Origin of the sequence: Streptomyces capillispiralis (assembly GCF_007829875.1) — a bacterium.
GTDB classification, from domain to species: Bacteria; Actinomycetota; Actinomycetes; order Streptomycetales; family Streptomycetaceae; genus Streptomyces; species Streptomyces capillispiralis.
Map to the genome: position 1 here is coordinate 7,711,699 of NZ_VIWV01000001.1, position 12,797 is coordinate 7,724,495.

Genomic DNA, 12,797 nt, shown 5'->3' on the forward strand with positions numbered 1-12,797 from the left:
CGGGGCGTCCGGCCCGTGCCGGACCGGGGTACGAGGGTCCACCCTGGAGGTGTGGCGCCGCCCGGCACCCGCGTGAGGAGGTGACCTCCCATGGCCAGGACGCATGGTGCGCGGCCCCGCAGGGTGCGGCTGTGGCGGTGGCGGCGGAACCCGCTGCGCCGCCGCGGTGATCTGGCCGAGGCCTGGCTGCTGCTCGCCACTCTCGTCCTCGCCCTGCTGCTCGGGGCGTTCTGCGGGCTGCGGGCGGCCGGCGCCGTGGACGGGTCGCTCACCGAGCGGCGGGAGCGCAGCCACCCCGTCCGGGCCGTGGTCGCCGAGGACACCGCCCGCACGCCGTCCGCGCCCGTGACGGAGGACGGCGACGGCGGAGTCTGGGCGAAGGTGCGGTGGACCGCCCCGGACGGCACCGGTCGCACGGGCCGCGCCCGGGTCGAACCGGGCAGCGCGGCGGGCACCTCGGTCACCGTGTGGACGGACTCCTCGGGGCGGCTGGTGGCCGCACCGGCCGAGGGCGCCGAGGCGGGCTTCCAGATCGTCATGACCGGCGTGACCGTCGCCGGTGCCGCCGGGGGCCTGGTCCTGCTCGGCGGACGGCTCGTCCGGGCCCGGATGGAGCGGCGCCGCCTGGCGGAGTGGGAGGCCGAGTGGCGGCAGGTCGAGCCGGCGTGGCGGAGGCGGATGACGGGCTGAGGCGGAGCGGTGGCCGCTCCGCCTCGGTGTCGGTGTCGGATGCCGGTGGGGCGCCGGCCGGACACGCCGGCCGGCGCCGCGGTCAGACCTCGCCGCGCCAGGAGCCCGTCTCCAGACCGCGCTGCTCGATGAACTGCTTGAACCGCTTCAGATCGCCGTCGACCTGCCGCTTGACGAAGCCGAGCTTGTCACCCACGGTCTCGGCGAGACCCTCGGGGTCGAAGTCCATCTGCAGCATGACCTTGGTGGTCGTGTCCCGCAGACGGTGGAAGGTGACCACACCCGCCTGCTTCGCCTCGCCGCCCACGGTGGTCCACGCGACGCGCTCGTCCGGGATCTGCTCCGTGATCTCGGCGTCGAACTCCCGCTCCACGCCGCCGACCTTCGTCACCCAGTGGGTGAGCGTGTCGGTGCGCTGCTCGATGCGCTCGACACCGTCCATGAACTCGGGGAAGCTCTCGAACTGCGTCCACTGGTTGTAGGCGGTGCGGACGGGGACGTCGACCTCGATCGATTCCTCTACCTGCGACATGGATCAGGTACCTCGCTTTCCGAGCTTTTCCGTGCTTTTCCGTTGGAGAACGCGGTACGGGTACCTGATTGCGCGCCGGGCAATCCTGCGGATCGGCACCGGGCGGTCGGTGCCGGGCGGTCGGTGCGGGCGGGCGTCAGCCGGCAGGTTCCGTCTCCTCGCGGCGGCAGTGCAGGAACAACTGCGGCTCCGGCATGGCGTCGGCGTGGGTCGGGGTGAACATCACGCTCTCCTGCGACTGCACCGTCAGGCCCGCCGCGCGGACGACGGCGACGACGTCCTCGGCCGCGAAACCGGTCACCCGCACGGGCTGCCCCATGAACACCCCGTCGAACTCCTCGACGTCCAGCGGCACGGTGGCCAGCGCGAACAGACCGCCCGGCCGCAGCGCCCGGGCCAGCCGGGCCACGAGCTCCGCCTGCTCCGTACGGGTCATCTGCAGCAGCGAGAAGTACACGCAGACCGCGTCGAACGAAGCGTCCTCGAGCGGCGTGCGGCGCACGTCGGCGCAGCGGAACTCGGCCTCGGGCACCTGCCGGGAGGCGATCTCCACCATCACCGGGGACACGTCGAGACCCAGCACCCGGTGGCCGGCCGCGGCGAGCACGGCGGCCGTGGGTCGTCCGGTGCCGCTGCCCACGTCCAGCACCCGGCTGCCGGGCGCCAGTCGCGCGAGCAGCCAGTCCAGTGACGCGCGGTGGGCCGAGGAGGAGGCGAACGCCTTCTCGTACTCGATGCCCAGCGCGTCGAACACCTCCGCCGCCGGTGATCCGTGTTCCTCGTCGACCACGACGCACCCCCGTCCTCGCGTACCGCTGCGGGGGCATCGTGTCACTCCCGGCCCGCCGTCACAACGGGACGCCGCCCTGCCGGCGGGGGAGGGGCCCGGCTTGCGGACTCGGGGACCGGCACGGCAGGGTCGGTGCGTGCCGACCCTGCTGATCGTCCACCACACGCCCTCGCCCAACTGCCAGGCGATGTTCGAAGCCGTCCTCTCCGGTGCCACCGCGCCGGAGATCGAGGACGTCCGGGTGGTGCGGCGCGCGGCGCTGTCCGCCACCGCCGCCGACGTCCTGGACGCCGACGGCTACCTCCTCGGCACCCCGGCCAACCTGGGGTACATGTCGGGCGCGCTCAAGCACTTCTTCGACCAGGTCTACTACCCGTGTCTGGACGCCACCCGGGGCCGGCCCTTCGGGTACTACGTGCATGGCGGCAACGACGTCACGGGCGCGGTGCGGGGCATCGAGTCGATCACGACGGGGCTCGGGTGGCGCCGCGCCGCCGACACCGTGACCGTCACCGGCGAGCCGGACAGGTCGGCCGTGGAACGATGCTGGGAGCTGGGCGCCACCCTCGCCGCCGGTCTGATGGAGGACTGAGAGCCGCCCCGGTGCCCGTCACTCCTCGCCCATGCGCCGCCGGTCCTGCTCGTCCCAGGCACGGGTGTCGCGCGGCTGGGTGTACGGCTCCTCCTCCGGCGGATGACCGCCGGCGATGGCCCGCTGCCGGGCGATCTCCGCGTCGAACTCCAGCCCCAGCAGAATGGCCAGGTTGGTGATCCACAGCCAGATCAGGAACACGATGACACCGGCCATGGTGCCGTAGGTCTTGTTGTAGGAGCCGAAGTTGGCGACGTAGAAGGCGAACCCGCCGGAGGCGACCAGCCAGATCACCAGCGCCAGGAAGCTGCCCGGGGTGATCCACCGGAACCCGCGGACCTTGGCGTTCGGCGTCGCCCAGTACAGCAGCGCGATCATGACGACGACCAGGACGACCAGTACCGGCCACTTGGCGATCGACCACACGGTCAGCGCGGTGTCGCCGAGGCCGAGCGCGTCGCCCGCCCGGCGGGCCAGCCCGCCGGTGAAGACCACGATCAGCGCACTGATCACGGCCAGCACCATCAGGACGACCGTCACGCCGAGCCGCACCGGCAGCACCTTCCACACCGGCCGGCCCTCGGGCATGTCGTAGACCGCGTTCGCCGAGCGGATGAACGCGGCCACGTAGCCGGACGCGGACCAGATGGCCAGCACCAGGCCGACGATCGCCATGACGGAGCCGATGCCGGCGTTGCCCTGCAACTGCCGCACCGCCTGGGTGATGATGTCGCGGGCCGCACCGGGGGTGAGCTGTTCCAGGTTGTCCAGCACCTTGTCGGTGGCGGACCTGCCGGTGAGGCCCAGCAGCGACACCAGGGCCAGCAGCGCGGGGAACAGCGACAGCACGCCGTAGTACGTCAGGGCGGCGGCCCGGTCGGTCAGCTCGTCGTCCTTGAACTCGCGCAGACTGCCCTTCAGCGCCGCGCCCCACGCCCCCTTGGGCAGCTTGCCGGGCGTGTCCGGCGCCGCCCGCTCCACGTCGTCGCCCGGCCCCGGCCCGTCCGCCGAGCGCTCCGCCCGGTGGTCGTCAGGACGGTGCCGGTCCGTCGCGCTCTCAGGGTCCTGTCGGCCGTTTCGCCCCGGGATATGCAGCTTCATGGCCGCCGGGTAACCAGGGACCGGCCCGTCAATCCCGGGTGTCCGGGCACCGGCAAGGGCCGGAAACGGGTTGTGGGAGCGCTCCCAAGGTTGCAGGATGCGACGCATGACCGAGTCCCCCACGATCCGCCCGTACCGCCCCGCGGACCGGCCGGCCCTCGACGACATCTGTGTCCGCACCGCGCGCAACGGCCAGGACAGCCGCCCCTTCTACGCCGACCCCGGCATCTTCCCGGACACCTTCGCGGCCCCCTACGCGCACCTGGAGCCGGAGCTGGCCTTCGTGCTGGACGACGGCGCGGGCCGCGCGGTCGGCTACATCCTCGGCACCGCCGACACGGTCCGCTTCGCCGCGGCCTTCCGTGAGGTGTGGCTGCCCCTGGTCGCCCACCGCTACCCCGAGCCGACGGGATCCCCGGACACCCCGGACGGGGCGATCGCCCGGCTGCTGCACCACCCCGAGCGGATGGTCGTCCCGGAGCTGGCCGCCTGGCCGGCCCATCTGCACATCGACCTGCTGCCCGAGTGGCAGGGGCGCGGCTACGGCCGGCGGCTGATGCGGACCTTCCTGGCGGCGCTGCGGGACGGGGGAGTGCCGGCCGTCCACCTCGTCATGGCGACGGCCAACAGGCCCGCCCGGGCCTTCTACGACCGCATGGGTTTCGAGGAGATCGACGCGCCGGTGGACGACTCGGTCGTCTGTCTCGGCCGGACGACGGGGGACCTGGACCGGCTCTGAGCCGGCCGGCTGGGCGGACCGGACGTCCTCGTCCGCCGAGCACCTGGAACGGCGTCGAACGCGGCGCACGCACCGAACGCGTCCCGCACACCGAACACGTCGAACGCATCGAACGCGCCACGGCCCGTGGGGAAGTGGCGCGAATCGACGTTGTCGCTCCGCCGTGAGGAGCGCAGCCTGTGCACTGGGAGCGCTCCCATGCCCCGGCGTGGGCCCGCGCACCCGCACCCCCACAACCCCCACATCGGAAAGAAGGATGGCATGGCTTGGCATGGTCATGATCCTTTCATGTCGCTCAGGTCCCGCCTGACGCTCGCCCTGAGCGTCGTCGCCGCCACGCTGCTCTGTCTGATCCCGTGGAGCGGCACCGCCGTCGCCCACGGCTCCGTGATCGACCCCGCGTCCCGCAACTACGGCTGCTGGCAGCGCTGGGGGAGTGACTTCCAGAACCCGGCGATGGCCCAGCAGGACCCCATGTGCTGGCAGGCGTGGCAGGACGACCCCAACGCCATGTGGAACTGGAACGGCCTCTACCGCAACGGGTCCGCCGGCAACTTCCAGGCCGTCGTCCCCGACGGCCAGCTCTGCAGCGGCGGGCGCACCGAGGGCGGGCGCTACGACTCCCTCGACACGGTGGGCGCCTGGAAGACGACGAACGTGAACGACGACTTCACCGTCCAGCTGTACGACCAGGCCAGCCACGGCGCGGACTACTTCCTCGTCTACGTCACCCGGCAGGGCTTCGACCCCGCCACCCAGGCGCTGGGCTGGGACGACCTCCAGCTGGTGGCCCGCACCGGCAAGTACGCCCCCGGCCAGAACTACTCGATCCCGGTGAGCACGTCCGGTCTCAGCGGCCGCCACGTCGTCTACACCATCTGGCAGGCCTCGCACATGGACCAGACGTACTTCCTTTGCAGTGACGTGAACTTCGGCTGACACCGGGGCACTTCGCCACTCCGTTCCCGAGTCCCCGCCGGACGCGTCCGGTCCGGCGGGGACTTCGCGCTTTCCGGGCGCCGGTGGCTCCCACTCCGCTGACCGCGCTGTCTCCGCTGTTCCCGCTGATTCGGCGAAGAAGTCCCGCGGCCCTTGAACGCCGCGCGGTCCCTCTGCGTATGGGGCGTGGGAATTTCCTGCCGACCCCCGCAGAGAAGCGTAGGAGTACTGCCTTGGCACGCAACACACGCAGACGACCAAGAGGTCCACAGCGCGCGACCTTCGCCGCGGTCGCGCTGATCCTGGGCGGAGGGGGGCTGATGGCGGCCAACGTCTACGCCTCCGCGACGGTGGACGACGCGCCCGCCGAGGGCACGGGTCAGGCGCGGGTGCTGGGCGGCGCCACCATCGACTGCCCGGACGCGGCGACCCGTCTGACGTCGGTCCCCGAGCAGGCGCGGCCCGACGTCGACAAGGAACTCGCCGCCCTGGACGAGCAGATCGCCCAGGCCTACCAGCGCCTCGCGGAGTCGGCCGAGGCCGTGCGGCAGGACTCCGGCTTCGCGGACGACAAGATCGTGGCTCCCCTGGAGGAGGAGCGGTCCGCGACCCTGGAGCGCATCGCCGCCGCCATCGACAAGGTGGGTGACCGTCCGGCGGGCCTCGACGAGCTGGCCGAGTGCGCCGTGCGCGACTCCGGCAACGCCTCCGCCGCGCCGGCCGGCGGCCAGGACGGCGCTCAGGACGGTGACGGCCAGGACGACGGCGGTCAGGACGAGGGCGGCCAGGAGGGCGAGCAGGGCCAGGGCGGCAACGGCGGCCAGGCAGGCAACGGTCCCGTCGCCGCCGACTACGCGGACATCCGGAGCGTGGAGCCCGACGCCGCCGGGCCGAGGGCGACGAAGGACGCCTCGCGCGGCACCTTCACCAGCAGCTGCGGAGTCAACGAGAACGGGCTGTTCAACTCCGACAACGTGATCGCGGCGCCCGGCGTCGCCAACGGTGCCCACCACTTCCACGACTACATCGGCAACCAGGCCACCAACGCCTTCTCCAGCGACGAGGACCTGGCGGAGGCGGACACGACCTGCGAGGACCAGGGGGACAGGTCGGCGTACTACTGGCCCGTGCTGCGGCTGCAGAACGGGACCCAGGAGCAGGACGCCAACTCCCCGGGCGGCGGCATCGAGGGCAACGCCGGTGAGATCGTCACGCCCAAGGAGGTCACGCTGACCTTCGTCGGCAACCCGCGCGGCGAGGTCACCGCCATGCCCCGGCTGCTGCGCATCATCACCGGCGACGCCAAGTCCTTCGTCAACGGTCCGGCCAACGCCAACGCCTCCTGGAGCTGCACCGGTTTCGAGGACCGGCAGCTCAAGGACAAGTACCCGCTGTGCCCCCAGGGCAGTGACGTGGTCCGCACGTTCGACTTCCAGAGCTGCTGGGACGGCCGGAACACCGACAGCGCCAACCACCGTACGCACATGGCGTTCGCGGCCGCCGACGGCAGCTGCCCGTCCGGCTTCCGTCCCGTGCCGCAGCTGGTCCAGCGCATCGTCTACGACGTCGACGCGCCGAGTCTGGAGGACGGCGGGCGCACGACACCGCTGTTCGCGGTGGACTCCTTCCCGGAGCAGCTGCACAAGCCGGTCACGGACCACGGTGACTTCATCAACGTCTTCGACGAGGACCTGATGCGGGAGATGGTCGACTGCATCAACAGCGGCCGCACCTGCGGCGCGGGTACCGGCGGCGGAGAGGCGCCGGGCGGCGAGGCGCCGGGCGGCGAGGCGCCGCAGGAACCGCAGGAGCCCACGGCGTCTCCCGAGGCCCCGGACGACGGCGGCGACGGCGACGGCGGCGAGCAGCCCGGCGACGGCGACGGCACCGAGGAACCCGGCAAGGGTGACGGCACCGAGCAGCCCGGCGATGGTGGCGGGGAACCCGGCGACGGTGCCGAACAGCCCGGCGACGGTGCCGAACAGCCCGGCGACACCGGGCAGGAGAACCCCTCCGAGCCCCCGATCGACGACACGCCCGCCACCGAGGAACCGGCGGACGAGGGCGCCGCGCCCGGCGGCGACGACGAACAGCCCGAGGTCTACGCCTCGCCCTCGGCCGGGGACGACGCGGCCGGGGACGAGACGGGCGACCCGACCGGGGCCAACGGCGCCGGCCAGGGCGCCGACGGCGACGGAGCGGGCCAGGAGACGCCCGGCGCCAACGCCCCGACCAGCGGCGGCGACGCCTCGGCTGCGGACGGGACCGAGCCCCAGGCCGTGACGGGCGGACTGGCCGAGACCGGCGCCCAGCTCTGGCCCGCCGCCGCGGGCGCGGTCCTGGTCGTCGCCGGATTCGTCGTACTGCGTCGCGTGCGGCGCACCTGACCTGACCCCTGCACACCCCGCAGCGCGGCGGCGGGACCCACCCCCGGTCCCGCCGCCGCCCCCTTCCCGCCCGCCCCACCGGCCGTCACGGCACGTCCGCCGCCTGTGGCGTCCCCGCCTCACCCCGCTCCCGCGCCGAGGACGCGGACCGACCCTCCGGCAGGGCGCGGCCCGGGCGTACGACCGTGCCCAGGGCGCCGGAGCCCAGCGCGACCCCGGCGGCGACCAGGGCACTGCCCACCGCCTGGGCCGCACCGTAGGAACCGGTGCCGACCAGCGGCGCGGTGCAGGCGGCCGCCACCGGGATCAGGCCGGAGAACAGGGTGGCGCGCTCGGCGCCGATCCGCTGCATGCCCATGTACCAGCACACGAAGCCGACGACGGTGACCACCACCGCCTGCCACAGCAGCGCCGTCGACTCGACGGCGTCCGGGCGGCGCAGCCAGGCGGAGCCGTCGAGCAGCACCCCGGCCGCCGCCGACTCGGCCGCGGCGACACCGCACACCGCGGCGGACAGCAGACGCGGACCCAGGGGCCGCAGCACGGGCACGGCCAGCACCGCGAATCCGACCTCCCCGACCAGCGCGCACCCGGAGAAGACGATGCCCGCCGCGTCCGCACGCCCCCAGCCCTGCACAGTGAAGGCGCCGACGGCCACCGCCAACGCGCTGTAACCGAGGAGCCGTTGGGGCCGGCGGCCGTCCAGCAGCGGGACCAGGACGGCGACCACCACGGGCGCGCAGCCCACGAAGACGCCGGGCACCGCCGGTTCCGCGGTCCGCTCCGCGGCGAGGACGGCCAGGTTGAACCCGACCATGCCGACCGCGGCGAGCAGCGCGAGCCGGACCCACGCGCGTGGCGGGAGCGACCGCAGCCGGGCGGTCGTGCCCCGCCCGCACAGGGGGAGCAGCAGCAGACAGGCCAGTCCGTACCGCAGGAACTGGCCGCCCGCGTACGGGTAGTCACCGAGGACGCTGTTGGCGGTGAAGGACGCTCCGACGAGGACACAGGCGAGCGCGCAGAGCAGGGCCCCGCGCGTGGTGGCGGTGTTCATGCCCCCGACGCTAGAGAGCGCGGCGGCCCGTTCCGGGGTCCACTTCGCCCCCGCCGTCGGGGACCAATCGCGCGTCAGGGCGACGACGGCCCGCCCTGCGGTCCCGCCTCCCGCTTCTTCCACGGGCCGACCCCGAGCTTCCCCGTCGTGCCGAGGTCCAGTTCCGGGACGAGCGTCACCCAGTCCGCGCCGGACCGCGCCCGCAGCCGTACGTAGGGAGCGTGGACGGGTGTGCCCGCCTGCACCGTGTTGCGCCACACCAGGCCCGCCCAGGCGCCCTCGCCCGGGTCGAGGACGAGCGGCAGGGCCGGGCCGTCCGCCCCCGTGGCGCCGGCGACGGAACTGCCGTCGCGCAGGATCCGTACGCCGTCCACCGGTTGGTGCTCCTCGTCGAAGAGTTCGACGTCGGGGTAGCCGTGCAGCGCGTAGGGCCGGGCGCCGCAGTTCTCCAGGTGGACGGAGACGACCCGCAGGCCCATGGCGGCATCGCCGTCGTCGGCGTGGACCCGCAGGCCGGAGGCCGGGCAGGGACCCCCCTTGTCCGGCGCCTCGTCCACCGGGACGCTGCGCACCCTGGAGATCCGCACCCGGCTCACGTCCTGCGGGCCCGCCGCCGTGTCCAGCGGGATCCGGCCGGAGACGGTCCGGCCGGGCCCGACGCCCGCGACGGTCCGCTCGGCGGTGTCCAGCACGGTCCCCGCCTCCGATATGAGGGCGAACGTGACGGTGTAGGTGTGCGGTTCGGTTCCCGCGTGGGTGACCTCGAACAGGGCGCAGCCCCCGTCGCCGCCCTGGAAGCCGGTGATCCGCACCCCGTCGCGCTCCGGTTCGGCGGGGTCGCCCGGCAGGGGCGCGGCGGACGCGCCGGACGGCTGCCCCGGGCAGGGAGCACCGGACGGCGGCCGGGCGTCCGAACCGCCGTGCTGCCCGGTTCCGCACGCGGTCAGGAGCAGCACGCCGGCGAGGGCGGCGGGGAGGGGGAGGAAGGGGTGGCGCATGCGCGAAGTCGATCAGTACCGCCCGCAGTTGGCTATGACGGAAGCCATGCTTCCGGTCACTGGTGTGTGACACTGGGGCGGAGGCCGCGGTGTTGTCCGAGGGGAGCATCGGCCGGCCGTAGAGGGGAGCAGCCGTGGACAAGGGGACAGTGCGCACGCACGAGGACACGGACGCGGCGGCGACCGCACGCCACGCCCGCTTCGGACACCTCCCGGAGCCGGTCCGGGCGGAGGACATGGTCGAGGAACGGCCGGCCGTCGCGCCGGACCCGGCCCGCCACGCCTACGACCCGGACGAGTGGCTGGTGCGCTACTGCCTGTGAGGCCGCCCGCGGCCGGCCGGCGCGACGCCCGTCTCATCGTGCGCCGGCCCAGTCGTACGCCGTCAGCAGCAGGGCCACGTCGTCCGGCCGGTCCTCGGTGCGGCGGGCAATTCTGATCAGGCGGTCGGCGAGTTGCTCGACCGAGTCGGTGCGGCTGCGCGCCAGACAGCCGCGGACCGCCTCGATGCCCGTCTCGATGTCACCGCCGGGCGTCTCGACCAGCCCGTCCGTGTAGAGCGCCAGGACACTGCCCGGGGCCAGGGTGAGTTCCGTGACGGGGTAGACGGCGTCCGGTTGCACCCCGAGCAGCACACCGCCGGGCAGGTCCAGGCTCTCGGTGCGCCCGTCGGGATGACGCAGCAGGGGCGGGGGGTGACCCGCCCGCACGGCCAGGGCGCGGCCGGTCCCCGGATCGAGCTCGATGTAGCAGCAGGTGGCGAAGACATCGGCCTCCAGCTCGGCCAGCAGCCGGTTCGTGTGGGTGATGACCTCCTGCGGCGGCCGGCCGCTGGCGGCGAAGGCGTGCACCGCGCTGCGCAACTGCCCCATGACGGCCGCGGCACCGACGCTGTGCCCCTCGACGTCACCGATCACCAGCGCCACCCCGCGCCCCGTCCGGATCACGTCGTACCAGTCGCCCCCGATGGCCATGCCCTGGGTGCCGGGCAGATAGCGGCCGGTGGTCAGCATCCGGTCGATGACCGGCAGCCGGTGCGGCAGCAGGCCCTCCTGCAGCCCGCGCGCCACGGCCGACTCCGCGTCGTACAGCCGGGCCCGCTCCATCGCCTGCGCGGTCAGCCCGCCCAGCGCGGTCAGCGCGCTGCGCTCCTCCGGAGTGAACCGGTGCGGTGCGCTCCAGCCGAGGATGCAGGAGCCGACCGGATGCCCCGAGGCGATCAACGGCAGGAACGACCAGGCGCTCATCTGGTCCATCACCAGCCCGGAATAGGTGTCGGCCAGCGCCTCGGGCGACTCGAAGAACAGTGGCAGCCGGGTCGTCAGGGCATGCACACCGGGCAGGTCGGCGTCGAGCGGCACCCCTTCGAAACGGTCGAGGAAGTGCTCCGGATAACCGGACTCCCAGAGCAGGTGCATCCGGTTGTCGCGGATCGTGTAGAGAGCGATCTCCTGCGCGCCGAAGCCGGGCAGCAGTTGTTCGGCGACGGCCCGGCAGACGTCCCTGACGGTGACCGCCTCGGTCAGCACACTGGCCATCTGCACCACGTGGTAGAGGGCGCCCGCGCGGGCCGTCCCGACCAGGCCCGACGGCGGCGCGGCGACGGCCCCGCCGGCCGGCGACAGGGCCCGGCCCGGCTCCGCCCCCGCCGGAGGACTCGTGGGGAAGACACGGCCGGTCAGCCCGTGCACACCCGGGTACAGCACGAACCCGAGCCAGTCGCCCTCGGGATCGTGCACCAGGTACGACACCGGTTCCTGCGACAGCATCGCCGCCCGGTAGCGGTCCTCGTACGCCGGATCGCGCAGCCAGGTGAGCACCTCCCACGGGTAGTGGCCGAGCATCCGGTCCAGCTCGCACCTCAGCAGCTCCTGGCAGCGGAGGTTGGCGTAGACGACCCTGCCGTCCTGGTCCAGCGAGAACACCCCGTCGGGCAGCCGCTCGGCGGCCTCCGCGGCGGTCGCCCCGCCGGCCGCGTCGACGAGGGCGCCCACCAGGAGCCGGGTGGCCCCCTCCGCCCGTACGACATGACCCCACAGCTCGACCGGCCGGTAGCGCATCCGCCCGTCCACCTCGGGCTCGTCCAGCACCCTGAAGTGCCGCCCCCTGACCTGCCCGGTGTCCGCCGCCTCCCGCCGGCTCGCCCGCAGCTCGTACAGGTCGTCGGGGGACACCCGGTCCTCGACCTCCGCGGTGGTGCCGCCGAAATCCGCCCGGGCCACACCCAGCAGGGCCAGCGCGTCGTCGTCCCCGGACCACCGGTCGCTGTCCAGGTCCCACTCGATCATCCCGACCGACACGGCCCGCGCGGGCGGCGTGGGCAGCCGGACGCTCACCGGCTGGTCGTCGTAGTCGATCCCGTACGCGACGGCGTCCGGGTCCGTCCGTCCGGGCACCTGGCGGGCGAACTCGGTCAGTCGCTCCTCCATGTCCCGCCCGGCGCCGCGCAGCACCGCCCGCACCGTCCGCTCGCCCACCGGCTCCCGGTTGGCCGAACGCAGCACGGCCAGCACGCCCACGGGCTCACCGCCGACCCGCACGGGGTGGTAGGCGGAGGCGAACGAGTACGGCAACGCCGCGGTGAACTGGGGGAAGCGCAGCATCGTCGCCGCCTCGTCCGGCAGCCACAGGCTCTCGCCCCCGCGGTACGCCTCCGACATGGGCAGCGCGCCGCCCACGGGCACCCGCCACCAGGACCTCAGCAGCGACCGCGGCACCCCGCACACCACGCAGAGCACCAGCGAGCGCCGGTCGCGCGAACGCAGGTACACCAGTCCGCCGTAACCTTCGAGGTCCTGGACCGCCGCCACCACGGCTTCCGCGAGCGCGTCCTCGATCCGCGCCGCCCCGCCCCGGCCCCCCGCCGCGCCGCCCTCCCCCTCCGCGCCCCCGCCGAGCACGCCTGCCGGCCGCTCCCCGGGCGGTACGGCGGCTGCGTCGTCCATGTCGAGCCCTCCCGCTGCGGACGCACGGGA

At 73.8% G+C, this 12,797-nt stretch carries 12 protein-coding genes; 6 read left to right on the plus strand and 6 right to left on the minus strand.

Features of this window, described 5'->3' with window-relative positions; translation table 11 throughout:
* Window positions 1-90: 90 nt before the first annotated feature.
* Window positions 91-690 carry an Rv1733c family protein gene (locus FHX78_RS33720; protein WP_145871131.1) on the plus strand — a complete coding sequence of 200 codons (600 nt, stop codon included), beginning with the start codon at window positions 91-93 and terminating at the stop codon, window positions 688-690.
* A gap of 82 nt (window positions 691-772) precedes the next feature.
* Here the strand turns inward: FHX78_RS33720 and FHX78_RS33725 are convergent, their stop codons facing one another.
* Together FHX78_RS33725 and FHX78_RS33730 are read right to left on the minus strand one after the other, a co-directional pair.
* Window positions 773-1,222, minus strand: a complete 450-nt coding sequence (locus FHX78_RS33725) for an SRPBCC family protein (RefSeq protein WP_145871132.1) — start codon at window positions 1,220-1,222, stop codon at window positions 773-775.
* A 136-nt stretch (window positions 1,223-1,358) separates the two neighbouring features.
* The gene (locus tag FHX78_RS33730; RefSeq protein ID WP_145871133.1) at window positions 1,359-2,012 is read right to left on the minus strand and encodes a class I SAM-dependent methyltransferase; all 654 of its coding nucleotides are present in this window, start codon (window positions 2,010-2,012) and stop codon (window positions 1,359-1,361) included.
* 136 nt (window positions 2,013-2,148) lie between these two features.
* On the opposite strand from FHX78_RS33730, the gene FHX78_RS33735 reads away from it, so the two are divergent.
* Window positions 2,149-2,604, plus strand: coding sequence for a flavodoxin family protein (locus FHX78_RS33735; protein ID WP_145871134.1), 456 nt, complete (start codon window positions 2,149-2,151; stop codon window positions 2,602-2,604).
* 18 nt (window positions 2,605-2,622) lie between these two features.
* Here FHX78_RS33735 and FHX78_RS33740 read toward each other — a convergent pair whose 3' ends face one another.
* Window positions 2,623-3,705 carry a YihY/virulence factor BrkB family protein gene (locus FHX78_RS33740; RefSeq protein ID WP_145871135.1) on the minus strand — a complete coding sequence of 361 codons (1,083 nt, stop codon included), beginning with the start codon at window positions 3,703-3,705 and terminating at the stop codon, window positions 2,623-2,625.
* 106 nt (window positions 3,706-3,811) lie between these two features.
* Between FHX78_RS33740 and FHX78_RS33745 the strand changes: the two genes are divergently transcribed.
* The 3 genes from FHX78_RS33745 (at window position 3,812) to FHX78_RS33755 (ending at window position 7,770) form a co-directional block, all read left to right on the plus strand.
* Window positions 3,812-4,444 (plus strand): GNAT family N-acetyltransferase, encoded by a 633-nt coding sequence (locus FHX78_RS33745; protein ID WP_145871136.1) that lies wholly within the window; start codon window positions 3,812-3,814, stop codon window positions 4,442-4,444.
* A gap of 261 nt (window positions 4,445-4,705) precedes the next feature.
* Window positions 4,706-5,383: a lytic polysaccharide monooxygenase auxiliary activity family 9 protein gene (locus FHX78_RS33750; RefSeq protein WP_145871137.1), complete on the plus strand. Its 678-nt coding sequence runs from the start codon at window positions 4,706-4,708 to the stop codon at window positions 5,381-5,383.
* A gap of 320 nt (window positions 5,384-5,703) precedes the next feature.
* Entirely contained in the window at window positions 5,704-7,770 is a 2,067-nt protein-coding gene (locus FHX78_RS33755; protein WP_145872280.1) for a DUF1996 domain-containing protein, read from the plus strand.
* 85 nt (window positions 7,771-7,855) lie between these two features.
* Here the strand turns inward: FHX78_RS33755 and FHX78_RS33760 are convergent, their stop codons facing one another.
* Together FHX78_RS33760 and FHX78_RS33765 are read right to left on the minus strand one after the other, a co-directional pair.
* Entirely contained in the window at window positions 7,856-8,824 is a 969-nt protein-coding gene (locus FHX78_RS33760; protein WP_145871138.1) for a DMT family transporter, read from the minus strand.
* 74 nt (window positions 8,825-8,898) lie between these two features.
* Window positions 8,899-9,822: a DUF4232 domain-containing protein gene (locus FHX78_RS33765; RefSeq protein ID WP_145871139.1), complete on the minus strand. Its 924-nt coding sequence runs from the start codon at window positions 9,820-9,822 to the stop codon at window positions 8,899-8,901.
* Between the two features lie 134 nt (window positions 9,823-9,956).
* Between FHX78_RS33765 and FHX78_RS33770 the strand changes: the two genes are divergently transcribed.
* A complete protein-coding gene (locus FHX78_RS33770) occupies window positions 9,957-10,145 on the plus strand; it encodes a hypothetical protein (protein ID WP_145871140.1) in 189 nt (62 codons plus the stop codon).
* A gap of 33 nt (window positions 10,146-10,178) precedes the next feature.
* Here FHX78_RS33770 and FHX78_RS33775 read toward each other — a convergent pair whose 3' ends face one another.
* Window positions 10,179-12,767 carry a SpoIIE family protein phosphatase gene (locus FHX78_RS33775; RefSeq protein WP_145871141.1) on the minus strand — a complete coding sequence of 863 codons (2,589 nt, stop codon included), beginning with the start codon at window positions 12,765-12,767 and terminating at the stop codon, window positions 10,179-10,181.
* Window positions 12,768-12,797 lie beyond the last annotated feature (30 nt).

Excerpts from the sequence above, each read along its gene's own strand:
- FHX78_RS33775 (WP_145871141.1), bottom strand. The coding sequence starts at position 12,767 with ATGGACGACGCAGCCGCCGTACCGCCCGGGGAGCGGCCGGCAGGCGTG.
- FHX78_RS33755 (WP_145872280.1), top strand. The coding sequence starts at position 5,704 with ATGGCGGCCAACGTCTACGCCTCCGCGACGGTGGACGACGCGCCCGCC.
- FHX78_RS33720 (WP_145871131.1), top strand. The coding sequence starts at position 91 with ATGGCCAGGACGCATGGTGCGCGGCCCCGCAGGGTGCGGCTGTGGCGG.
- FHX78_RS33745 (WP_145871136.1), top strand. The coding sequence starts at position 3,812 with ATGACCGAGTCCCCCACGATCCGCCCGTACCGCCCCGCGGACCGGCCG.
- FHX78_RS33725 (WP_145871132.1), bottom strand. The coding sequence starts at position 1,222 with ATGTCGCAGGTAGAGGAATCGATCGAGGTCGACGTCCCCGTCCGCACC.
- FHX78_RS33750 (WP_145871137.1), top strand. The coding sequence starts at position 4,706 with ATGGCTTGGCATGGTCATGATCCTTTCATGTCGCTCAGGTCCCGCCTG.
- FHX78_RS33765 (WP_145871139.1), bottom strand. The coding sequence starts at position 9,822 with ATGCGCCACCCCTTCCTCCCCCTCCCCGCCGCCCTCGCCGGCGTGCTG.
- FHX78_RS33740 (WP_145871135.1), bottom strand. The coding sequence starts at position 3,705 with ATGAAGCTGCATATCCCGGGGCGAAACGGCCGACAGGACCCTGAGAGC.
- FHX78_RS33760 (WP_145871138.1), bottom strand. The coding sequence starts at position 8,824 with ATGAACACCGCCACCACGCGCGGGGCCCTGCTCTGCGCGCTCGCCTGT.